Origin of the sequence: Fictibacillus nanhaiensis, from assembly GCF_019801215.1 — a bacterium.
Classification (GTDB): Bacteria; Bacillota; Bacilli; order Bacillales; family Fictibacillaceae; genus Fictibacillus; species Fictibacillus nanhaiensis_C.
On sequence record NZ_JAHVJO010000001.1, the window covers coordinates 533,763 to 556,623 of the forward strand.

Consider the following 22,861-nt stretch of genomic DNA (forward strand, 5'->3'; position numbering starts at 1 on the left):
TCAAATGATAAATAAGCTATTAGTAGCAAACCGTGGTGAGATTGCAGTACGGATTATTCGAGCATGCAAAGAACTAGGTATTGAAACGGTAGCCGTTTATTCTGAAGCTGATAAGGACGCCCTGCATGTTCGTTTAGCAGATGAGGCGTATTGTATTGGACCTACTGCTTCGAAAGACAGTTACTTAAATTTCACGAACATTATGAGTGTAGCAACGTTAACAGGTTCTGAGGCCATTCATCCAGGATACGGCTTTTTAGCAGAAAATGCTGATTTTGCAGAACTATGCAGAGAATGCAACGTTACATTTGTCGGTCCTAGTGCAGAAGCGATTAATAAGATGGGAATTAAAGATGTTGCTAGAGCAACGATGGCAGAAGCGGGTGTACCGATTGTTCCTGGTTCAGATGGAATCATTAACAATAAAGAGGAAGCCATTGAACTTAGCAATAAAATTGGGTATCCTGTAATTATTAAAGCAACAGCAGGCGGTGGAGGAAAAGGGATCCGTGTAGCCAAAAACGAAGCAGAATTATTAAAAGGAATCGCCATCACTCAACAAGAAGCAGCAACCGCTTTTGGTAATCCGGGTGTCTATATCGAAAAATACATTGAAGATTTCCGTCATGTCGAAATTCAGGTGCTTGCAGATAATTATGGAAGTGTCATCCATCTTGGTGAAAGAGATTGCAGTATCCAAAGACGTCTGCAAAAACTACTTGAGGAAACACCATCTCCAGCCATTTCTCCATCAAAGCGACAAGAGATGGGAGATGCTGCAGTTAAGGCAGCAGAAGCTGTCCAATATTCTGGAGCTGGGACGGTTGAATTTATATTTGATCATCATACAGGTGAGTTTTATTTCATGGAAATGAATACTCGTATTCAAGTTGAGCATCCCGTAACAGAGATGGTTACAGGAATCGACCTTATTAAAGAGCAAATTAAAGTCGCTTCAGGTCAAAAATTAAGATATAAACAAGAAGATATTGAATTTAACGGATGGTCTATCGAATGCAGAATTAATGCGGAGAATCCGGAAAAGAATTTTATGCCGTCCCCAGGAAGAATCGAAATGTATCTTCCACCAGGCGGATTAGGAGTTCGAATTGATTCAGCCGTGTACCCTGGCTACATGATTCCGCCATTTTATGATTCTATGATTGCTAAAGTGATTACGTATGGTAATACGAGGCAAGAAGCGATCGACCGAATGAAACGGGCGCTAAGTGAGTTTGTTATTGAAGGAGTGCATACGACGATTCCTTTCCATCTGCGTCTGTTAAACCATGAAACGTTTGTAAATGGTGATTTTAATACGAAGTTTTTAGAAAATCATGATTTGACATCAAAAAGTGAATAAGTGCGGAGGTGCATAAGATGAATGAACTATCTTTTGAAATGGAAAGCTATTCTTCTGAATTGGGGAAAGTTGAAATTTCACCAGAAGTAATTGAAGTAATTGCAAGTATTGCAGCTTCAGATGTAGAAGGTGTAGCTTCTATGAGAGGAAGCTTTGCAAGCGGAGTGGTAGAGCGCCTTGGAAAGAAAACGCATGGCAAAGGTGTAAAAGTTGAACTGTCAGAAGGTGGTATTTCTATAGATGTTTATGTATCTATGAAATACGGAGTTGCCATTCCAGATGTAGCTCAAAAAATCCAGGATCATATTAGACAGGCACTTTTAGATATGACGGCTCTAGAAGCTACTGACATTAATGTTTTTGTAGTAGGAGTTCAATTTGAATCTAAAGAAAAACAACATGAAGCGCCAGAAGTAGATTAATGATGAAATCAAAGGGGGGTCTCTCCTTTGATTTTTTTCATTTGTTAACGGAAAAATTAACAAATCCCTTCGTCACTTTGATTCAGTGGTAACCAAGAATTCATATACATAAAAAAACTGAATGTTTTGAAGCGTCTTTAATCGTATTGTTCGGATTGTAACCACTAGTCCTGTTATGGTATTATGCTAGTTAGAAATTGTTCGTATATAGAAAGGAAGTCAAACTATGAAACGTAGACTTGCCAGAGAAAAAGCTTTTCAATCGCTTTTTCAAATAGAAATTAGTGACATTAGTGTCGAGGACGCTATTGAGCATGTTTTAGAAGGAGAACCATCAGATGATTTTCTAAACGATATCGTAAATGGAACTGTTGAAAAGAAAGAAGAAATCGAGGCTTTTTTAACTCCTCATTTGGAGAAATGGAGCTATTCACGTTTAGCTAATGTTGAGCGTGTAGTTCTGCAGATGGCAGCTTATGAATGGTTATTTATGGAAGAGGTTCCTAAAAACGTTACCCTTAATGAAGCGATCGAGACAGCCAAAATTTTTGGCGGAGAACAAGCAGGACGTTTCGTTAATGGAGTACTCGGAAAGATGATTGCAGATATCCACAAAAATTAATTTTTGAGGGGGATAAAGAATGACTGTATTAGATGGAAAGCAAATTGCTAAAGAGATTAGAGAGCAGCTTGCTAGAGAGATACAAGTACTAAAGCGAGAAGGCAATGTTCCTGGTTTAGCTGTTATTCTAGTTGGTGACCATCCAGCATCGCGTTCCTATGTTCTTGCAAAAGAAAGAACATGTAAAGAACTTGGCATGCACTCCGTACTAACTGAATTGCCTGAATCAATTTCTGAAAAAGATTTGCTAGACTGCATACAATCCTTTAACAATGACGAACAAATCGATGGAATTCTTGTTCAGCTTCCCCTTCCCTCACATATCAGTGAATCAAAAGTTATTGAAACGATCTTACCAGAGAAAGATGTTGATGGTTTCCATCCTATAAATATTGGCAGAATGCATGCGGGCGACGAGCATGCATTTATTCCATGTACACCGCTTGGCATCTTGGAGATGGTAAAAAGAACAGGTGTGGAAATTTCAGGGAAGCACGTTGTCGTCGTGGGCAGAAGCAATTTGGTAGGAAAACCTGCGGGACAATTGTTTTTACAGGAAAACGCAACGGTAACATTTTGTCATTCCAAAACGAGGAACCTGGCAGAACAGACTTTACAGGCTGATATTTTAATTGCTGCTGTAGGGAAACAGAATGTCATAACAGAAGAAATGGTACGTGAAGGAGCTGTAGTAATTGATGTCGGTGTAAACCGAATGGAGAATGGTAAGCTATGTGGCGATGTTGATTTTGAATCCATTAAAACAAAGGCCAAGCACATTACGCCTGTTCCTGGCGGAGTAGGACCAATGACGATCACGATGCTTATGAATAATACAGTTCTTGCAGCTAAATGGAGAAAGAAGACAAAGGAAGTACATTAATGCAAAACAATCGTTATGTTCCAATATCTTCGGTTACTCGTTATATTAAAAGGTTATTTGAAAATGACAGCAATCTTCAGGATGTCTGGGTTAAGGGTGAACTATCAAATGTAAAACTTCATAGCAGAGGTCATTTGTATTTCACCTTAAAAGACGCCAACAGCAGGGTTAGTGCTGTTATGTTTGCCGGTAATAATAAATATTTGAACTTTACACCAGAAGAAGGCATGAATGTTTTAATTCAAGGCTCCTTCTCGGTTTATGAACCTCAAGGCCAATACCAGCTGTATGCAAGAACGATGCAGCAAGATGGAGTAGGTAACCTATTTTTAGCCTATGAAGCCCTAAAAAATAAACTGGAACATGAAGGACTTTTTCATCCATCTCATAAAAAACTCCTTCCAAAGTTTCCAGTTAATATCGGTGTCATCACCTCGCCTACTGGAGCTGCTGTTAGGGATGTTTTCACAACGATCAAACGCCGTTTCCCTTTAGCGTCTGTTACACTTTTTCCTGTGCTTGTACAAGGACCTGGTGCTGCACCATCTATCGTTCGAGCCATCGAACAGGCAAACAAAGTTAATAAAGTGGATGTACTAATCGTTGGAAGAGGAGGCGGCTCGATAGAAGAGTTATGGGCATTCAATGAAGAAATAGTTGCCCGTGCTATTTTTAATTCTCATTTACCTGTGATCGCGGCTGTCGGTCATGAAACGGACTTTACGATAGCTGACTTTGTTGCGGATTTAAGAGCTCCTACACCAACAGCAGCTGCTGAATTAGCCGTCCCTCATCTCGACGAGCTTGGTGACAGACTTCATCAGAGAAGTGTAAGACTGAAAAGGGTAATGAATGACTATATTATAGGACATCAGCAAGATTTGCTGCGTTTCCAAAAATCATATGCTTTTAAGTACCCTACACAGCTTGTTAAACAAAAAGAACAAGAACTAGACAGGAATTTAGAAAAGTTAAAAAAGACATTCGAAAATTTCGTCGGTCAGCATGAAAAGAAATTCATTCAAACAGAAAGGCAATTGTCACTTTTTTCACCTGCAGGCCAGCTGCAAAAAGCAAGTGAAAGAGTGGTAACACTGCACAAAGTCCTTATGAAAGAGGCAAATCGGCACATTAGACAGCACCAATCGAATTTTTCTAATAAACTTTCTAGGTTATCTTCTTTAAATCCATTAGGGGTTATGGAAAGAGGGTACAGTTTAACCTATAAAAAAGGAAAAAATGAACTCGTCAAGTCTGTGAGCCAAGTGAAAACGGGTGAAGCATTAACGATTAAATTAAAAGATGGACAAATAGATTGTTACATAGTCGGAACGGAGGGGTCTTTAGAAAATGGCTGAAAAAACGAATAAGAAACTAACATTTGAAGAAGCGATGGAACAGCTTGAAGAGATCGTTGAGAAGCTGGAACAAGGTGATGTGCCGTTAGAAGAAAGTATTGATCTGTATCATCAAGGAATGAAATTGTCAAAGCTTTGCCATACCAAACTTAAAAATGTTGAGAAGAAAATGGATACTATTATGCATGAAGATGGAAGTGAAGAGCAGTTCATTATCCAGGAGGAAGAGCATTGATAGGTTTTGAACAATTTCTTCGAGATAAAAAGAAAATGGTAGAAGAGAGAATGATTACATACCTGCATCAGATAGATGCTCCAGCAACTCTCAAAGACGCTATGCTGTACTCTATATCTGCAGGTGGAAAACGTTTAAGACCTATTCTTGCTCTAGCTGTTATGGAGTCCTTCCAAAAAGAATCTCTTCCTGTTTTGGATGCAGCTTGTGCTATAGAATTTGTACATACCTATTCCCTTATCCATGATGATTTGCCATCTATGGATGACGATGACTATCGAAGAGGGAAGCTGACGAGTCATAAAGTATTTGGTGAAGCTCAAGCTATTTTAGCTGGAGATGCATTATTAACTGAGAGTTTTTCGTTTATCACAGAAAATGAACATCTATCCTCGGATCAAAAAGTCAGAATAGTATCTATACTATCGCGTGCTGCAGGAGCGTCAGGCATGGTAGGTGGCCAAGTAGAGGATCTAGAGGGAGAAAACAGGGAGCTTACGTTAAACGAATTAGAAAGCATCCATGAAAAGAAAACAGGAAAGATGTTAGAATGTGCCTGTTTACTAGGTGGGGTTGCAGCAAATGCCTCTCTTGTCGAATTGGAAGCCTTACAGCTTTATGCTCGACATGTTGGAATTGCCTTTCAGATTCAAGATGACATCTTAGATATTACAGGGAACCAGGATGAATTAGGAAAGCCTATTGGCAGTGATGTAGCGAATATGAAAACAACTTACCCAAAAATTCTGGGTCTTGAAGGTGCAAAGCAAGAAATGGAGAACCACATCAATCTTGCATTGGAACATTTAGGAAAAATCAACAGAGATACAGGCATATTAGCGTCTATTGCTGACTACATTATAAAAAGAAATCATTAATAGATTGTTGCATAATTGGAAGTATGATATGATATTATTTGCTTTGGAGTGGTGCAGTATTCTAGTCAGCCCCCCATTCCTGAAGGCGGGCCTAAAAATCCGCCAAAGGGCACATCGATGAAGTTCCTTGTGTTGGCTTGAGGCGCCCAGCCTTGGGTTAATGCTGGGAGTTAAGGTTGAAGGGCGATCCACAATGGCATGTGGGCGTTGACCCTTCTTCCGCGGAGGCCCCCATATTTGCGGTTCGTGTCCAAAAGACCTTACGGCGAAATGGGGTTTGAACCTGCTTTGCCGCTTTTCTTGATATTCAGGAAAAGAAAAGGCGAGCAGCGTAGCCTGCCTTGAGTGGAGTTTGAGGGGATTATGGTGTGAAAAGCCTGTATCGGTTGGCCGCTGATTTATGAGCTTTATACCATATGAAATCTTCTCTGCAAAAGAGGCTAGGGAATGTGCGTGAGGCTGTTGAGGAAAACTCCTAGACTGTTCTAATATCTTGACACCTGTTAGGGATTATAGTGCGGACTAAGTGGTAATCTAGTCTAACGTTTGGTGACAGCGTTAAGAAGAGAGTAAAGGGAAACCGCGAATATGGCGACATTTCGTACTCTTCTGGGAAAACCTACTGGACCTAAGCCGCAGTCTTTACTTAATAAGGTGACCACTCCTTATTACATAACGTGACCTAAAAAAGAAGGAGTTATGCATGAAGCATTCCTTTTCTAAAACACTTAAATGGAGTACAAGCATTGCCGTTATCACTCTTGTGTTAGCGGCTATTTTTACAGTTGTTTCATCCTTTTTATTAAATGGCGTTTCATGGGCCATCGGGATGGGCATTGTTTTTTTAATTGTGTTAACCGGTGTTATCTTTGATATTATAGGTGTTGCATCCACTGCAGCAAAAGAAGTTCCTTTCCATGCGATGGCATCTGAAAGGGTTCCGGGTGCCAGACATGCTATTATTATTACACGAAACGCTGATAGAGTATCAAACTTCTGCAACGATGTAATCGGTGATATATCTGGAATTGTAAGTGGTACAGCTTCCGCAGCAGTAGTAGTGGAGCTCACACTTTCTATAGGAGATGGTTCAAGATCAAATTTAGAATATTTGATCACGATTATCTTTACAAGCGTTGTGGCTGCCGTTACTGTAGGTGGAAAAGCACTAGGGAAAACGTATGCGATTAATCACTCAACCTTTATTATTTTTCAGGTTGGGCGTTTATTATATGTTCTAGAGGAAAAATTAAGAATTAAACTGCTAACGCCTGCTAAGAAAGAGAAAAAAAGGCGCTAATGGAAAGAGAGGCATATTCCATGAACTTGGAAGATATCCAGAATCCTCATTTTTTAAAAACTTATGAGACAGAACAATTAAATAGTTTAGCTTCAGATATCCGATCCTTTTTAATCGAAAAACTTTCAATAAGTGGCGGACATTTAGGCCCTAACTTAGGTGTGGTTGAACTAACACTGGCGCTGCATAAGGTTTTTGACAGCCCTAAGGACAAGTTTATTTGGGATGTAGGCCATCAGGCTTATGTGCATAAAATTTTGACAGGCAGAGCGTCTCAATTTGATACACTCCGACAGTACAAAGGACTATGCGGGTTTCCAAAACGGATTGAAAGCGAACATGATGTTTGGGAAACGGGACATAGCTCGACATCTCTTTCGGCTGCGATGGGAATGGCAGTTGCTCGAGACTTAAAGAAAACAGACGACAAAGTCATTGCAGTAATCGGAGATGGAGCACTAACAGGCGGTATGGCGTTAGAAGCATTAAACCATATCGGGCATGAAAAAAAGGATCTTATTGTTGTTTTAAATGATAACGAGATGTCCATTGCACCCAACGTCGGTGCTCTTCACAATGTCTTAGGACGCATGAGAACGGCTAGAAAATATAACAAGGCAAAAGACGAATTAGAATCTTTAATCCGCAAAATTCCTGCTTTTGGCGGCAAGCTGGCCGCTACGGCTGAACGTGTTAAAGACAGTCTGAAGTACTTGTTAGTGTCAGGTATGTTCTTTGAAGAACTAGGTTATACGTACTTAGGACCTGTTGATGGACATGATGTGGAAGACTTAATCGAGAATTTAAGTTATGCCAAAAAGACGAAGGGTCCCGTTATCATTCATGTAATCACGAAAAAAGGCAAGGGTTATGAGCCTGCTGAATTAGATAAAAACGATAGTTGGCATGGAGTAGGGCCATACAAGATAGAATCAGGGCAGCAGATCAAACCTAAACAGATAGGACCTTCCTATAGTGGTGTAGTAAGCAAGACACTTGAAAAGCTTTCAGAGAAAGACGAGCGAGTGGTCGTAATAACACCCGCTATGACGATAGGATCAAAACTTGTTGATTACGGAAAAGCATTTCCAGACAGGTTGTTTGATGTAGGAATTGCAGAACAGCATGCTACCACGATGGCTGCAGGACTTGCAACCCAAAATATGAAACCTGTTCTTTCCATTTATTCTACTTTCCTGCAGCGCGGATATGATCAAGTTGTACATGATGTAGCTAGACAGAACTTAAATGTCTTATTTACGATTGACCGTTCAGGTTTAGTAGGTGCAGACGGTGAAACCCATCAAGGTGTTTTTGACATCGCGTTTTTGCGTCACATTCCGAATATGGTATTAATGATGGGAAAAGATGAGAACGAACTTCAGCATATGGTTTACTCCGCACTTCAGTATTCGGAAGGACCCATCGCAATCCGATTCCCTAGAGGAAACGGAACAGGCGTTCAAATGGATGAGGAATTTGAAAATATTCCGATCGGATCATGGGAAGTGCTTAAAGAAGGCGATGACGTTGCTATATTAACGTTTGGAACGACTATACCGATGGCGCTTGAAGCATGGGAGATCCTTGCGAAATCTGGTGTTTCTGCTCGTCTTATTAACGCTCGTTTCATAAAACCACTGGACCATAAGATGCTAAATGAGCTTTATGCTGAAAATATGCCGATTTTAACACTCGAGGAAGCCGTTCTTCAAGGCGGTTTTGGCAGTGCTGTTTTAGAGCATGCAGCAGATAACCATGCAAATGTTATGATTGAACGAATGGGTATTCCAGATTGCTTTATTGAACATGGAAGTGTTACGAAGCTTCTAGAAGAGATCGGGCTAACGACTCCAGACGTTGTTGAGCGGGTAAGAGCACTTCTAAAAAGAAAGACAGAAAAGGGTCTTCTTACATGAAAAAAGAACGGATAGATGTCCTGCTTGTTAATCGAGGATTATGTGAAACACGCGAAAAAGCAAAAAGGTCTGTCATGGCAGGTCTCGTTTTTTCCGGTACAACCCGATTGGACAAGCCAGGTGAAAAGATTGATTCGGATGCCCCCCTCCAAGTAAAAGGGGATGTGATCCCATACGTTGGAAGAGGCGGTTTAAAACTTGAAAAAGCATTGAACATCTTCTCGTTTGATGTGGCAGATAAGATTGGAATGGATATCGGTGCCTCTACAGGCGGTTTTACGGATTGTGCTCTGCAAAATGGTGCCCGTTTTATTTATGCGATCGATGTTGGATATAACCAGTTAGCTTGGAAACTTCGTAACGATTCTCGTGTGTCTGTCATGGAAAGAACGAATTTCCGTTATGTGACAGTTGACCAACTCAGTCATGGCGTACCAGATTTTGCAACAATTGATGTTTCTTTTATTTCTTTACGAATTATCCTCCCTGTTCTCGTTCAGCTGATGGGAGAGGGTGAGGTTATCGCTCTTATTAAACCTCAATTTGAAGCAGGAAGAGAAGAAGTTGGAAAAAAAGGTATAGTTAGAGATCCGAAAGTTCATGAGAGCGTGTTAGTTGAGATTATTGAATTTGCTAAAAAAACAGGAATCAACCCTGTAGGATTGTCCTTTTCACCTATTACGGGGGGAGAAGGCAATATCGAATTTTTAATGCATGGTGAAGTGAACAAGAAAAACAAACAAGCGATTGATGATCAAACAATTACAGAAGTAGTAAAAGAAGCACATGATACGTTTAAAAAAGAGCGGGGGTGACAGACACCCAGCTCTTTTCTTTTATTTAACCAATGAAAAATTTACAACCTATTCACAATAGTATAAGATAAAGTCAGAATGTGACAGCGTGAAAAAATTGAGGTGGAATTACAAGTGAATAAAGGACAACGACATATTAAAATCCGTGAAATGATTGCCAACCATGATATAGAAACACAAGATGATCTAGTAGAACTGCTCAAAAATGCTAACTTTAATGTAACGCAAGCAACCGTTTCCCGAGATATTAAAGAACTTCATCTAGTTAAGGTGCCGATGAACGATGGCCGCTACAAATACAGTCTGCCGGCTGACCAGCGCTTCAATCCTCTTCAAAAGCTCAGAAGGACGCTAACAGACAGTTTTATTAGCATCGACCATGCAGATCATTTAATTATTATGAAAACCCTCCCTGGTAATGCAAATGCGATTGGTGCTCTTATTGATAAACTGGATTGGGAAGAACTGATGGGAACCATATGTGGTGATGATACGATCTTGATTATTTGCCGTTCTAAAGATGTTAGTTCTGATATTTCACAGCGCTTTTTAGATATGCTGTAATTTTTAAAATAGGGTGTGATGTAATTGCTAGCAGAATTAAGTATTCGTAATTTTGCTATAATCGACTCGCTTAGTGTCTCTTTTAAAAAAGGACTTACTGTCTTAACAGGAGAAACTGGGGCAGGGAAATCAATCATAATCGATGCAATCGGACTTTTAATCGGAGGCCGAGGTTCGACCGAATTTGTTCGTTACGGAACGCAGAAAGCAGAAATTGAAGGATTATTCCATATTCATCAAGACCATCGTGTATATGATAAATGTGAAGAAGTTGGCATAACCATCTCTGACGAAATGGTTATTTTGAAGAGAGATATTACGGATAGCGGAAAGAGCATATGCAGAGTTAACGGTAAGCTTGTTACACTTTCTGTTTTAAAAGAAATCGGACAAGCTTTAGTTGATATTCACGGGCAGCATGAAACGCAATACTTAATGCAGCCTGATAAACATCTTTTTCTGTTAGACAGTTTCGGAGATAAAGCGTTTAAACAAGAGCTTATCACTTATGAGAAAGCATTTAAAGAATATAAAGAAATAAATAAGCAGCTCTCGGAACTCTCAAGAAACGAACAAGAAATAGCTCAGCGTATCGATCTTCTGAAATACCAATATGAAGAGATAACAGGTGCCAACCTCATTGCGGATGAAGACCTAAAACTTGAAGAAGAAAAAAGGATGCTCGGTAATTTTGAACGAATCCATGGCCATCTTCAGGATGCATATTACAGTTTATATGGTGAAGATAAAGGTCTGGAACTCGTTTCGAGAGCTCTTGCAGATTTTTCGCAAGTTGCTGCACTTGATGAATCATTAAAAGCTGATGAAGAACAATTTGGCAGCAGCTTTTATGTCTTAGAGGAACTTACGTATAAAATTAGAGATATGTTTGATTCGTTAGAATACAACCCTGAACGTTTAAACAGCATCGAACTTCGATTAGATGAAATTAGCAAGCTAAAACGGAAGTACGGATCAACTGTAAAAGAAATGCTCGATTATGGGGATAAGGTTAAAAAAGAACTTGAACTCATCCAAAATAAAGATAATCATATTGAAGATCTGAAAGAAAAGCAAACGAAAATGATCTCGAAACTAGAGATGTCAGGTAAGAAACTAACCAAAAAGCGATCAGATACTGCTAAAACATTAAAAAAAGCGATTCAGCAGCAACTTAAAGAACTTTATATGGAAAAAACAGAATTTGAAGTTGTGATGGAACGCACGGAAGATAAACAATTTTTAAAAACAGGTATGGATACTGTTGAATTTTTTATCTCGCCTAACCAAGGTGAGCCATTGAAACCGTTATCTAAAGTGGCTTCTGGCGGTGAATTGTCACGCGTGATTTTAGCCTTAAAAACCATTTTCTCTGAGAACCAAGGTATTACTGCCATTATTTTTGATGAAGTGGATACGGGAGTTTCAGGACGTGTTGCTCAAGCGATTGCTGAAAAAATCTACCGAGTTTCGATCGGCTCTCAAGTTTTATGTATCAGTCATCTTCCTCAAGTAGCAGCAATGGCTGATACTCATCTTCATATTTCGAAGCAAACACTTCAAGGCAGAACAGTTACAAAAGTCCTTTCATTAAAAGTAGATGAAAAAGTCAATGAGATTGGCCGGATGATCTCTGGGGTTGAAATCACGGATCTTACTAAGCAGCACGCTCAAGAACTATTGGAACTTGCTGAATCGATTAAAAAATCATCTTAAATAATTATTCATGAAAAGCTATCCATTTAAGGAATAGCTTTTTCTTTTTTCTCGGTTATAATCTTATCGCCCGTAGGCTAAATTAAAGGTACAGCCATGGTGAGGGTGTGAGCTAGGAGCGAGGAGAGTGAAAGATGTATAAGGATTTACTTCGGCGAATGATCGGCGTTATTCTCCTTGGATGTTTAGTGGGAATCGGATTTTTGTCTCCGGTACGTGAGTATGTGAAGATGCCAAAATCGATTACTGTTTTTGAGGGACAACAAATTATCCAATCTCTTCCTGCAGGGACAACATTGCAGCAGGAAGAACAAAATATTTATACAACAGTGATGAAAAGTGAAAAAATCGTTTCGATACAAGCCACAACAAACGGTGATAGTATGGCCACTCTCGAAGCAGCAAGTTTTCCCATCAAAAAGATGGACGTTAAAGTATTGTCTGATCTTAAAGTTGTACCAGGTGGCCAATCCATTGGTGTAAAGTTAAATACTCTCGGCGTTTTGATTGTCGGCCATCATTTAGTCAATACATCTAATGGTAAACAGTCGCCAGGAGAAATTGCTGATATACAAGTTGGAGATATTATAACCAAAATTAACGGAAAAAATATAAAGAAAATGGGAGATGTCAGCCCATTTGTCAGAGAGTCTGGGGAATCTCGACATCCATTAGACGTAACCATTATTAGAGACGGCAAAACATTGCACAAAACTTTGGTGCCTCTTCAAGATAAAAATGATCAATCGTACCGAATCGGATTATATATAAGAGACTCTGCAGCGGGAGTTGGGACATTGACATTTTATGACCCAATGTCTTTCAAATATGGTGCTCTTGGCCACGTGATTTCCGATATGGACACGAAAAAACCGATTAAGGTCAACAACGGTGAAATCCTTGGATCAACGGTAACATCCATTGAAAAAGGTTCAAACGGACATCCGGGAGAAAAATTAGCCCGTTTTTCTAACGATAAAAAAGTTCTAGGAGACATTTCAAAAAATAGTCCTTTTGGTATATTTGGAAAATTAAACGATAAGTTATCAAATGGTGGCTGGAATAAGCCTCTTCCAATCGCTCTTTCTGATCAGGTAAAAGAAGGGCCAGCGAAAATTTTGACAGTAGTAGACGGATCAAAAGTAAGAGAGTTTGAAGTAGACGTCATTAGTTCCGTCCCGCAAAAATTTCCGGCAACTAAAGGGATGGTCATAAAAATTACAGATCCTGAACTGTTAAAAATAACGGGTGGAATCGTACAAGGGATGAGCGGAAGCCCGATCATTCAAAATGGCAGAATTATTGGGGCTGTAACACATGTTTTTGTAAATGATCCTACATCTGGTTATGGCGTTCACATTGAATGGATGTTGGACGAGGCAGGAATAAATATATACGAAGAACGAAAACAGGCGAGCTGATTACAGTTCCCTGTTTTTTTTGAAAAGGTTTTCTTTATTGTTTAGACATTCATAAGACTATTTTGTATAATAAGAATTGTAAAGAAAATTCGACAAACTCATTCCTACATACTGAAAACTGTCGAAATTCAAAGTAATATGGAGAAAATAGTGTATTTTATTATAAAAATAAATTAATTTTGAAAAATTTAAAACAAAATAAAGGGATTCACCATTAATTGTTGAAATGTTACATTGGGAAAAACAAGAAATTGTTGAATGGGGAGGAAATAATGGTGCAAAAAGTTAAAGTTTGTCTAGCTGATGATAATCGTGAGTTAATTAGTCTTTTGAGGGAATACCTTTCGAGTCAAGATGACATGGAAGTGATTGGTGTAGCTTATAATGGTCAAGAATGTCTATCGGTCCTAGAGAATAAAAACCCAGATGTACTCGTCCTCGATATTATTATGCCGCATTTAGACGGATTAGCTGTTTTAGAAAAAATCAGAGCTAGTGATGATCTGCCTCAGCCGAATGTAATTATGCTTACTGCTTTTGGACAAGAAGATGTTACGAAAAAAGCTGTAGATCTTGGGGCATCTTATTTTATCTTAAAGCCTTTTGACATGGACAACTTGGCAAGTCAAATCCGACAAATTTGCGGTTCTGAAAAATCTACTGTTCAGCGGGCTTCTGGAAATAGCAGAAACAGCTACCAAACGATTAATAAGCCGCGAAATCTTGATGCCAGTATTACAAGCATTATTCATGAAATTGGAGTTCCTGCTCATATTAAGGGATACATGTATTTAAGAGAAGCGATTTCTATGGTTTATAATGATATTGAACTTCTAGGATCAATTACGAAAGTATTATATCCTGATATCGCTAAGAAATTTAACACAACATCGAGTCGTGTAGAACGTGCGATCCGCCATGCGATTGAAGTAGCGTGGAGCCGCGGAAATATTGACAGCATTTCATCCTTATTCGGTTATACCGTTTCGATGACGAAAGCAAAACCAACAAATAGTGAGTTCATCGCGATGGTAGCGGATAAGCTCCGAATCGAACATAAAGCTGGTTGATCAGCTAAATAATAAATGGCAACGCCAAAAACCCCCTAATCGGTGAATTAGGGGGTTTTTGTTAACTCATAAGATCTAATGTTTTAACCAGGTCACTTCTTTTTGTATTTCAATTGTACTTTATTTCGTTTTTTATCCCTGTAAAATATAAATCCTCCAACAAAGGCCAATCCTGCAAAAAAGCTAATCAAACCAGCGATAAACTGCAGCCATAAAACGGGAAATGGAAATTGCAGCACACCAAATAACGTGTCTCTCATCCACTTTATTCCCATAACAGCCATGACCCCAGGAATTAAAACAATGACTAATGCTGCATACCTGCTCATGATTGTTTTCCACTCCTTTAACTTTCTATATTGTACCTAAAGTTCATTTTGTTGTCGATGTGAATTCCGTTTGCAAACCCTTTCATACTGAGGTATGATAAATATGTGAAAAAAATTGCACAGATTAAAGAATACATAAGATGCGGAGGGGTAGCGTTGCAAAGGGTAATGCTAATGGTCACTCCTGATGAAAGAGCTCAGCTGCTTCAATTGATAAAGAATTCACAAGTCTTTCAGCTTGTAGGCCTACTTGTAGCTGATAAAGAAAAATACATATCCAATGAAAATGTACCTGTTTTTTCCTACTCATCTGTTAATAAAATGGAAACCGATTATTTCATCTATTCGCCTGCTTTAATACAATCGGCTAATCAATTGCATGGTCTTTTTTTTCCGGGGTCTGGAAAAATATCATCCGTTCAGTTTCATGCGTTATTAGAACATTTAAAAAATACGTTCATTCACGTCAATGACAGCGAAAGTTTACAGCAATTAAAGACCATTTTAGACAATACACATGATGGTATGATAGTTATCAATCAACGATTAGAAATCACGATCTTTAACAAAAGTGCTGAAAAAATGACCGGCTTATCTAGGGAAGATACGGTTGGAAAGTCCATTTTGGAAGTTATGCCAAATAGTCAGCTGCCAAGAGTTCTAGATTCTGGTATTGAGGAAGTAAACCAGGAGCAGATGCTCGGTAATGGTACAAAAATTTATACAACAAGAACTCCGATACTCGATCAATATGGACGTAAGCTTGGTGCATTCGCTGTGTTTAAAGATATTACGGAAATTGTTGACTTAGCTGAAGAAGTAACCAATCTAAAAAGCATCCAAAGTATGCTTAGTTCCATAATCCAATCTTCAGAAGAAGCGATTTCTGTTGTTGATGAACAAGGAAAAGGTATAATGATCAACCCTGCTTATACAAGGCTTACTGGCTATACAGCAGAGCAGGTTATCGGAAAGCCCGCAACAACAGATATTTCTGAAGGTGAAAGTATCCACATGCAAGTGCTAAAAACAAGAAAACCTGTTAGAGGTGCCCGTCTGCGAGTAGGTCCTAACAGAAAAGATGTTATCGTTAACGTCGCTCCTATTATTGTTGATGGACTTATAAAAGGAAGCGTCGGAGTGATTCATGATGTTTCTGAGATAAAAGGATTAACGGAAGAACTGAACCGAGCACGGCAGATCATTCGCACACTTGAAGCTAAATATTCCTTTGAAGATATAATTGGTGAATCAGAGGAAATGAAGTTCGCAGTCGATCAAGGCAAGCTTGCAGCTTCAACACCAGCAACTGTCCTTCTGCGCGGAGAGTCAGGAACTGGGAAAGAACTTTTCGCGCATGCCATCCATAACGCAAGCGATAGAAAATTTAATAAGTTTATCCGGGTAAATTGTGCAGCTCTTTCTGAATCGTTGCTTGAAAGTGAGCTTTTTGGTTATGAGGAAGGCGCGTTTTCGGGTGCGTTAAGAGGCGGGAAGAGAGGTTTGTTTGAAGAGGCAAACGGTGGAAGCATATTCTTGGATGAAGTTGGAGAGCTCTCTCAAAATACCCAAGCTAAGCTTCTTAGAGTTCTTCAAGAAAATGAGATCAGGCGTGTAGGCGGTACGAAGGCTATCCCAATAAATGTAAGGGTCATTGCTGCCACAAACGTAAATCTTGAAAAAATGATCGCAGATGGAACATTCAGGCAAGATTTATATTATCGTCTGAACCGTATGCCGATCTACATCCCCCCGTTGCGGTCCAGAAATAGTGACATATTATTGCTGGCGACTCACCTTTTGCAAAAATTAAACCAGGACTATGGAAGAAATATTGAGGTAATCAGTAAAGATGCCGAAGATTTTTTGCTTACTTATGACTGGCCTGGAAATGTACGGGAACTTGAAAATGTTTTAGGACGGGCCATAATCCATATGAGCCATATCGATACACAAATCAATAGAAGTCATATCTCATTGTTATCAGTCAATGAAAATAAGGGACATAGCGACAGCTTACCCTTATCTCTGCCTTATGATGAGGAAAGATCATTATCTGAACAAATGGATGAGATAGAAAAAGTTATTTTAACAGAAGCTATTAGCAGATTTAATGGAAACAAAACAAAAACTGCAAAATCCTTAGGAATCTCATTACGTAATTTTTATTACAAGCTAGAAAAATACGGACTAGATGACAAAGTACGCAAATAATTTCATGCAAAAAATTGCAAACACTATGCAAGGAATTGCGGATAATAGATGAAAAAAGTACCTCACATAGTAAATTGCAGTTTGGCACAAAACTTGCATATTAACTATAGTGGTGAGCAAGGGGGGATAACATGCGTTTGGAACACTTGGTTAGCCAAGCCAAAAGTCAAAAAGTAAAACCAGTCATCGCAGTTGCGGAAGCTGGCGATCAAGAAGTTATTGAAAGTGTTTTTAAGGCTTATAAAGAGGGCGTTGCCCATTTTATATTGTTTGGAAATGGTGAAAAAATTTCTGACTTGCTTAAAAGGCATACAAACGAATCTACACCCGGACTAAAAGTTATATCTACAGACACTTCATCAGCAGCTATTGGTGCTGTTAAAGCGGTTCATAATGGGGACGCTGATATCTTAATGAAAGGTCATGTGTCAACTTCAGTCCTTTTAAAAGCTGTGCTCCACAAAGAATTTGGTCTCCGAACAGGCAAAGTGCTCTCACATGTAGCCGCTTTTGAAGTAGAAGGATTTGACAGACTGATCTTTGTAACCGATGCAGCAATGAATATTGAACCTGATCTGAACCAAAAAGCACAGATCCTTCAAAACGCAATAGACTTTGCATGTCAAACTGGTTTGGATCAACCAAAAGCGGCTATTCTTGCAGCAGTTGAACAAGTAAATCCTGCCATGAAAGCAACACTTGATGCAGCAAGTTTAACGGTCATGAGTCTTAGGAATCAGATCACAGGCGGCCTAGTAGAAGGCCCATTAGCACTGGATAATGCCATTTCACTAGAAGCTGCCGAACATAAAGGGATATCAGGAAACGTCGCAGGACAGGCAGATATTTTGCTTGTTCCGACGATTGAAACAGGAAATGTTCTGTATAAATCTCTTATTTATTTTGCCCGGGCTAAAGTAGGAGCAGTAATCTGTGGTGCTAAAGCGCCTATTGTTCTAACTTCTAGAGCCGATTCGGCAGAAAGTAAATATTTGTCTATCGCATTAGCAGTCAAATCCGTCATCAACGATAAGAAACTTTAGGAGGAATATAAAATGGAAATTTTTAAATATATGGAGAAGTACGATTATGAACAAATGGTGATTTGCCAAGATAAACAATCAGGTCTAAAAGCGATTATCTGTATTCACGATACGACATTAGGACCAGCTCTAGGCGGAACGAGAATGTGGACATATGAGACAGAAGATGCAGCAATTGAAGATGCACTACGTCTTGCAAAAGGAATGACATACAAAAATGCTGCAGCTGGTCTAAACTTAGGCGGCGGTAAAACGGTTATTATCGGAGATCCAAAAAAAGATAAAAACGAAGAAATGTTCCGTGCTTTCGGACGATACATTCAAGGCTTAAACGGACGTTATATCACTGCAGAAGATGTAGGAACAACTGTTGAAGATATGGATCTTATCTATCAAGAGACACCATTTGTAACAGGCGTTTCACCTGCTTTTGGATCAAGTGGAAATCCATCTCCTGTAACAGCATATGGCGTATACCGCGGTATGAAAGCGGCAGCGAAGGAGGCATTTGGAACAGATTCATTAGAAGGAAAAGTAATCGCCGTTCAAGGTGTAGGACATGTAGCGTATACACTGTGCAAACATCTTCACGAAGAAGGCGCTTCACTAATTGTTACAGATATTAATAAAGAAGCTGTACAGCGAGCAGTGGAAGATTTTGGTGCAAAAGCAGTGGAAATCGACGAAATTTATAGTGTGGATTGTGATATTTTTGCTCCGTGTGCGCTAGGTGCGATTATTAATGATGATACGCTTTCTCAAATTAAAGCAAAAGTTGTTGCAGGGGCTGCTAACAACCAGCTTAAAGAATCAAGACATGGAGATGCTCTTCATGAAATGGGCATCGTTTATGCTCCGGACTATGTAATCAACGCTGGCGGGGTAATCAACGTTGCAGACGAACTTAATGGGTATAACAGAGAGAGAGCGCTTAAAAAAGTTGAAACGATCTATGATAATATCGCAAGTGTTATTGAAATCTCTAAGCGAGACAGCATTCCAACCTATCTAGCGGCTAATCGTCTAGCTGAAGAGCGTATCGAACGCATGAGAAAATCTAGAAGTCAGTTCTTATTAAACGAAAGACACATCTTGTCAAGCAGAACTCGTTAAGAGTTCTGGCTAATGGAGGTTTGAAACGTGCATCAAAAAGAATTTCGCATACTAGTGATCAATCCGGGCTCAACCTCTACTAAGATCGGTATATTTGATAACGAAAGGCCTGTATTTGAAAAAACGATTCGTCATAACACCGACACGATTCATCAGTTTGATTCTGTAATTGATCAATATTCCTTCAGAAAAGAAACCATTCTAGAAGCCTTGGACTATGAAGGAATCAATATTTCTAAGCTAAGCTGTGTGGTGGGACGCGGTGGTTTATTGCGCCCGATCGAAGGCGGAACTTACAGTGTTAACGAACCGATGTTAGCTGACTTGAAAATAGGGTTCGCAGGAGAGCATGCTTCCAATTTAGGAGGTATCCTTGCTTTTGAAATTGCAGAAGGATTAAATATTCCTTCATTTATCGTAGATCCAGTTGTCGTTGACGAAATGGATGAAATCGCCCGTATCTCTGGTGTCCCAGAAATTGAACGGAAAAGTATATTTCATGCTTTGAATCAAAAAGCAGTGGCAAGAAGAGTCTCAAAAATGCTCGAAAAGCCATATGAAGCACTTCGTCTTATTGTCGTCCATATGGGCGGAGGGATAACGGTAGGGGTTCATAAAGATGGAAGAGTTATTGATGTTAATAACGGTCTTCATGGAGAAGGTCCTTTTTCTCCTGAACGAGCAGGAACTGTTCCCATTGGAGATCTAGTTTCCCTCTGTTTTTCGGGTGAATATTATGCCGATGAAGTCATGAAAAAATTGGTTGGACAAGGCGGACTCGTAGCTTATTTAGGAACGAATGATGCTAGAACCGTAGAAGAAAAGATAGAGAATGGCGATGAGAAGGCAGCTCTTGTTTATGAAGCGATGGCTTATCAAGTTGCAAAAGAAATTGGTTCTGCAAGTACTGTCCTGCATGGCGAGGTAGATGCGATCGTACTTACAGGTGGATTAGCATTTGGTAAAGAATTCGTCAAAAAAATCACAGATCGTGTCGAGTGGATTTCTGATTGTATCATTCAGCCAGGAGAGAATGAACTTCAAGCGTTAGCAGAAGGTGGAATTCGTGTGTTAAGGAATGAAGAACAAGCGAAAGAATATCCTGGAGCTAAGACTCCTGTAGGAAAGCCACTGGATTAACAGCAAAAGGAGATATGAGCGATGTCTAAAGATTTTGATGTGGTCATAATGGGCGGAGGAACGGGCGGCTATGTGGCCGCCATCCGTGCTGCTCAATTAGGAAAAACAGTAGCGGTTGTTGAAAAAGGTAAGCTTGGCGGCACTTGCTTACATAGAGGGTGTATACCTAGTAAAGCTTTGTTAAGAAGTGCAGAAGTATATAAAACAGCGAAGAAAGCGGCTGACTTTGGTGTTGATATCGAAGGACTAGCTCTTAACTTTGCAAAGATGCAAGAACGCAAACAATCGATCGTTAACCAACTGCACATGGGTGTTCAAAGCCTGATGAAGAAAGGCAAGATCGAAATTTACGAAGGAACTGGCCGAATACTTGGTCCTTCCATTTTTTCTCCGATGCCAGGTACGGTCTCGGTAGAGTTTAACGATGGAACTGAAAACGAAATTTTAATTCCGCAAAATGTAATCGTTGCCACGGGTTCAAGACCGCGTTCATTACCTGGTTTAGAGATTGACGGTAATTATGTTATGTCAAGTGATGAAGCGCTTGAGATGGAAACATTGCCTAACTCTATTCTCATCGTTGGCGGAGGAGTAATCGGGATCGAGTGGGCATCAATGCTTAATGATTTCGGCGTGGAGGTTACGGTTTTAGAGTATGCGGATAGAATTGTGCCTACAGAAGACGAAGAAATCTCGAAAGAAGCGGCTCGTGTTTTAAAGAAAAAAGGCATAAAGCTTGTTACTTCTGCGAAAGTTCTCCCTGATACTTTAGAAAAAGGTGATGGCATAATGATCTCAGCTGAACATAAAGGAGAAACAAAGCAGTTCTCAGCTGAAAAAATACTTGTTTCTGTTGGCCGACAAGCGAACACAGAAGGTATTGGATTAGAGAACACAACGATAAAAGTTGAAAACGGATTCATTGCAACAAATGATTTTTTCCAAACAGAAGAAAGTCATATTTATGCGATCGGTGATGTGATCGGAGGACTTCAGCTTGCACACGTTGCATCACACGAAGGGATTACAGCTGTCGAACATTTATGTAATCTAAAGCCTGAGCCAATCAACTACGATAATATTTCAAAATGTATCTACTCTAGCCCTGAGATGGCAAGTGTAGGTCTAACTGAAAAACAAGCGAAAGACCAAGGATTCAACATTAAAGTAGGGAAGTTCCCTTTTAAAGCAATAGGCAAAGCACTCGTTTACGGTGAAAGTGACGGTTTTGTAAAAATTATTGCGAATAAAGACAATGACGACCTTCTCGGCGTTCATATGATTGGTCCGCATGTGACAGATATGATCTCAGAGGCTGGACTTGCAAAAGTTTTAGATGCAACACCTTGGGAAATAGGTCATACGATTCACCCGCATCCATCATTATCAGAAGTTTATGGAGAAGCAGCATTAGCTGTAGAAGGAAAAGCAATTCATTTTTAAGGAGGGTAAAACAAATGGCAGAAACACGTCATGAACAATTAGGTTTAACGAATGAAGATGTTATCCATATGTTTAAAACAATGCTATTGGCACGAAAGATTGATGAGCGCATGTGGCTTTTAAACCGCGCAGGGAAAATTCCTTTTGTTATATCCTGTCAAGGACAAGAAGCGGCTCAAGTTGGTGCGGCAATGGCACTTGATAATGAAAAAGACTATGTATTACCTTACTACCGTGATATGGGAGTCGTATTGCAATTTGGTATGACAGCAAAAGATTTAATGCTATCCGGTTTTGCAAAAGCAGAAGATCCAAACAGCGGCGGCCGTCAGATGCCGGGTCATTTCGGTTCAAAGAAGCTTCGAATCGTCACTGGTTCTTCACCGGTGACTACGCAAGTACCTCATGCGGTAGGTATCGCGCTTGGCGGAAGAATGGAAGGAAAAGACCTTGTCACTTTTACAACGTTTGGTGAAGGTTCTTCAAACCAAGGAGATTTTCATGAAGGTGCTAACTTTGCATCTGTTCATAAATTACCTGTAATTTTTATGTGTGAAAATAATAAGTATGCAATTTCTGTTCCAATCTCCAAACAATTAGCATGTGTGAACGTGTCTGATAGAGCAATTGGTTATGGTATGCCAGGGGTGACTGTAGATGGGAACGATCCATTAGCTGTATATGAAGCGGTTAAAGAAGCAGCAGACCGTGGAAGACGCGGGGAAGGACCGACGCTTGTTGAGACAGTTGCGTATCGTTTGACGCCTCACTCTTCTGATGACGATGATCGTGCATACAGAACACGTGAAGAAGTTGAAGAAGCGAAAGCAAAGGATCCGATTCATACCTTTGCAGCTTATTTAAAAGAAAACGGAATTCTAACAGAAGAGTTAGAGAAGCAGATGATTGATGATATTCAAAAAGAAGTGGATGAAGCTACAGAATATGCAGAAAATGCAAAATATGCTGATGCACAGAGCGCACTTCTTCATGTATACGCAGAGTAAAGGGGG

At 39.7% G+C, this 22,861-nt stretch carries 21 protein-coding genes; 20 read left to right on the plus strand and 1 reads right to left on the minus strand.

What is annotated here, in order from left to right:
- Positions 1-4 precede the first annotated feature (4 nt).
- From accC to spo0A, 14 genes are all read left to right on the plus strand, one after another.
- Positions 5-1,363 (plus strand): acetyl-CoA carboxylase biotin carboxylase subunit, encoded by a 1,359-nt coding sequence (accC, locus tag KUV80_RS02760; protein ID WP_222461144.1) that lies wholly within the window; start codon positions 5-7, stop codon positions 1,361-1,363.
- Positions 1,364-1,380: 17 nt separating this feature from the next.
- Entirely contained in the window at positions 1,381-1,785 is a 405-nt protein-coding gene (locus KUV80_RS02765) for an Asp23/Gls24 family envelope stress response protein (protein WP_222461145.1), read from the plus strand.
- Between the two features lie 226 nt (positions 1,786-2,011).
- On the plus strand, positions 2,012-2,407 hold the full coding sequence (gene nusB, locus KUV80_RS02770; protein ID WP_222461146.1) for a transcription antitermination factor NusB: 396 nt from the start codon (positions 2,012-2,014) through the stop codon (positions 2,405-2,407).
- A 19-nt stretch (positions 2,408-2,426) separates the two neighbouring features.
- Positions 2,427-3,290 carry a bifunctional methylenetetrahydrofolate dehydrogenase/methenyltetrahydrofolate cyclohydrolase FolD gene (gene folD, locus KUV80_RS02775; RefSeq protein ID WP_222461147.1) on the plus strand — a complete coding sequence of 288 codons (864 nt, stop codon included), beginning with the start codon at positions 2,427-2,429 and terminating at the stop codon, positions 3,288-3,290.
- Complete coding sequence (gene xseA, locus KUV80_RS02780) at positions 3,290-4,648, plus strand: exodeoxyribonuclease VII large subunit (RefSeq protein WP_222461148.1); 1,359 nt, start codon at positions 3,290-3,292, stop codon at positions 4,646-4,648. The genes folD and xseA overlap by 1 nt, the downstream gene beginning before the upstream one ends.
- Positions 4,641-4,883, plus strand: a complete 243-nt coding sequence (xseB, locus tag KUV80_RS02785; protein ID WP_222461149.1) for an exodeoxyribonuclease VII small subunit — start codon at positions 4,641-4,643, stop codon at positions 4,881-4,883. Before xseA ends, xseB begins: the two co-directional genes overlap by 8 nt.
- Complete coding sequence (locus tag KUV80_RS02790; protein ID WP_338083461.1) at positions 4,880-5,761, plus strand: polyprenyl synthetase family protein; 882 nt, start codon at positions 4,880-4,882, stop codon at positions 5,759-5,761. Before xseB ends, KUV80_RS02790 begins: the two co-directional genes overlap by 4 nt.
- A gap of 703 nt (positions 5,762-6,464) precedes the next feature.
- Entirely contained in the window at positions 6,465-7,061 is a 597-nt protein-coding gene (locus KUV80_RS02795) for a hypothetical protein (protein ID WP_222461150.1), read from the plus strand.
- 20 nt (positions 7,062-7,081) lie between these two features.
- Positions 7,082-8,980 carry a 1-deoxy-D-xylulose-5-phosphate synthase gene (gene dxs, locus KUV80_RS02800; RefSeq protein ID WP_222461151.1) on the plus strand — a complete coding sequence of 633 codons (1,899 nt, stop codon included), beginning with the start codon at positions 7,082-7,084 and terminating at the stop codon, positions 8,978-8,980.
- Entirely contained in the window at positions 8,977-9,795 is an 819-nt protein-coding gene (locus KUV80_RS02805) for a TlyA family RNA methyltransferase (RefSeq protein WP_222461152.1), read from the plus strand. Before dxs ends, KUV80_RS02805 begins: the two co-directional genes overlap by 4 nt.
- A 114-nt stretch (positions 9,796-9,909) precedes the next feature.
- A complete protein-coding gene (gene ahrC / locus KUV80_RS02810) occupies positions 9,910-10,359 on the plus strand; it encodes a transcriptional regulator AhrC/ArgR (protein WP_222461153.1) in 450 nt (149 codons plus the stop codon).
- 24 nt (positions 10,360-10,383) lie between these two features.
- Positions 10,384-12,075 (plus strand): DNA repair protein RecN, encoded by a 1,692-nt coding sequence (gene recN / locus KUV80_RS02815; protein ID WP_222461154.1) that lies wholly within the window; start codon positions 10,384-10,386, stop codon positions 12,073-12,075.
- 134 nt (positions 12,076-12,209) lie between these two features.
- A complete protein-coding gene (spoIVB, locus tag KUV80_RS02820; RefSeq protein WP_222461155.1) occupies positions 12,210-13,496 on the plus strand; it encodes a SpoIVB peptidase in 1,287 nt (428 codons plus the stop codon).
- A 275-nt stretch (positions 13,497-13,771) separates the two neighbouring features.
- Positions 13,772-14,566: a sporulation transcription factor Spo0A gene (gene spo0A, locus KUV80_RS02825; RefSeq protein WP_222461156.1), complete on the plus strand. Its 795-nt coding sequence runs from the start codon at positions 13,772-13,774 to the stop codon at positions 14,564-14,566.
- A gap of 92 nt (positions 14,567-14,658) precedes the next feature.
- On the opposite strand, the gene KUV80_RS02830 is transcribed toward spo0A, so the two are convergent.
- Positions 14,659-14,895: a DUF2627 domain-containing protein gene (locus tag KUV80_RS02830; protein ID WP_222461157.1), complete on the minus strand. Its 237-nt coding sequence runs from the start codon at positions 14,893-14,895 to the stop codon at positions 14,659-14,661.
- Positions 14,896-15,051: 156 nt separating this feature from the next.
- On the opposite strand from KUV80_RS02830, the gene KUV80_RS02835 reads away from it, so the two are divergent.
- The 6 genes from KUV80_RS02835 (at position 15,052) to KUV80_RS02860 (ending at position 22,855) form a co-directional block, all read left to right on the plus strand.
- On the plus strand, positions 15,052-17,109 hold the full coding sequence (locus tag KUV80_RS02835) for a sigma 54-interacting transcriptional regulator (protein ID WP_425308078.1): 2,058 nt from the start codon (positions 15,052-15,054) through the stop codon (positions 17,107-17,109).
- A gap of 131 nt (positions 17,110-17,240) precedes the next feature.
- Complete coding sequence (yqiS, locus tag KUV80_RS02840) at positions 17,241-18,152, plus strand: phosphate butyryltransferase (protein ID WP_222461158.1); 912 nt, start codon at positions 17,241-17,243, stop codon at positions 18,150-18,152.
- Between the two features lie 12 nt (positions 18,153-18,164).
- Positions 18,165-19,265: a Leu/Phe/Val dehydrogenase gene (gene bcd / locus KUV80_RS02845; RefSeq protein WP_222461159.1), complete on the plus strand. Its 1,101-nt coding sequence runs from the start codon at positions 18,165-18,167 to the stop codon at positions 19,263-19,265.
- 27 nt (positions 19,266-19,292) lie between these two features.
- On the plus strand, positions 19,293-20,405 hold the full coding sequence (gene buk / locus KUV80_RS02850) for a butyrate kinase (RefSeq protein ID WP_222461160.1): 1,113 nt from the start codon (positions 19,293-19,295) through the stop codon (positions 20,403-20,405).
- A 21-nt stretch (positions 20,406-20,426) separates the two neighbouring features.
- Entirely contained in the window at positions 20,427-21,848 is a 1,422-nt protein-coding gene (lpdA, locus tag KUV80_RS02855) for a dihydrolipoyl dehydrogenase (RefSeq protein WP_222461161.1), read from the plus strand.
- A gap of 14 nt (positions 21,849-21,862) precedes the next feature.
- On the plus strand, positions 21,863-22,855 hold the full coding sequence (locus KUV80_RS02860; protein WP_222461162.1) for a thiamine pyrophosphate-dependent dehydrogenase E1 component subunit alpha: 993 nt from the start codon (positions 21,863-21,865) through the stop codon (positions 22,853-22,855).
- The last annotated feature ends 6 nt before the right edge of the window (positions 22,856-22,861 follow it).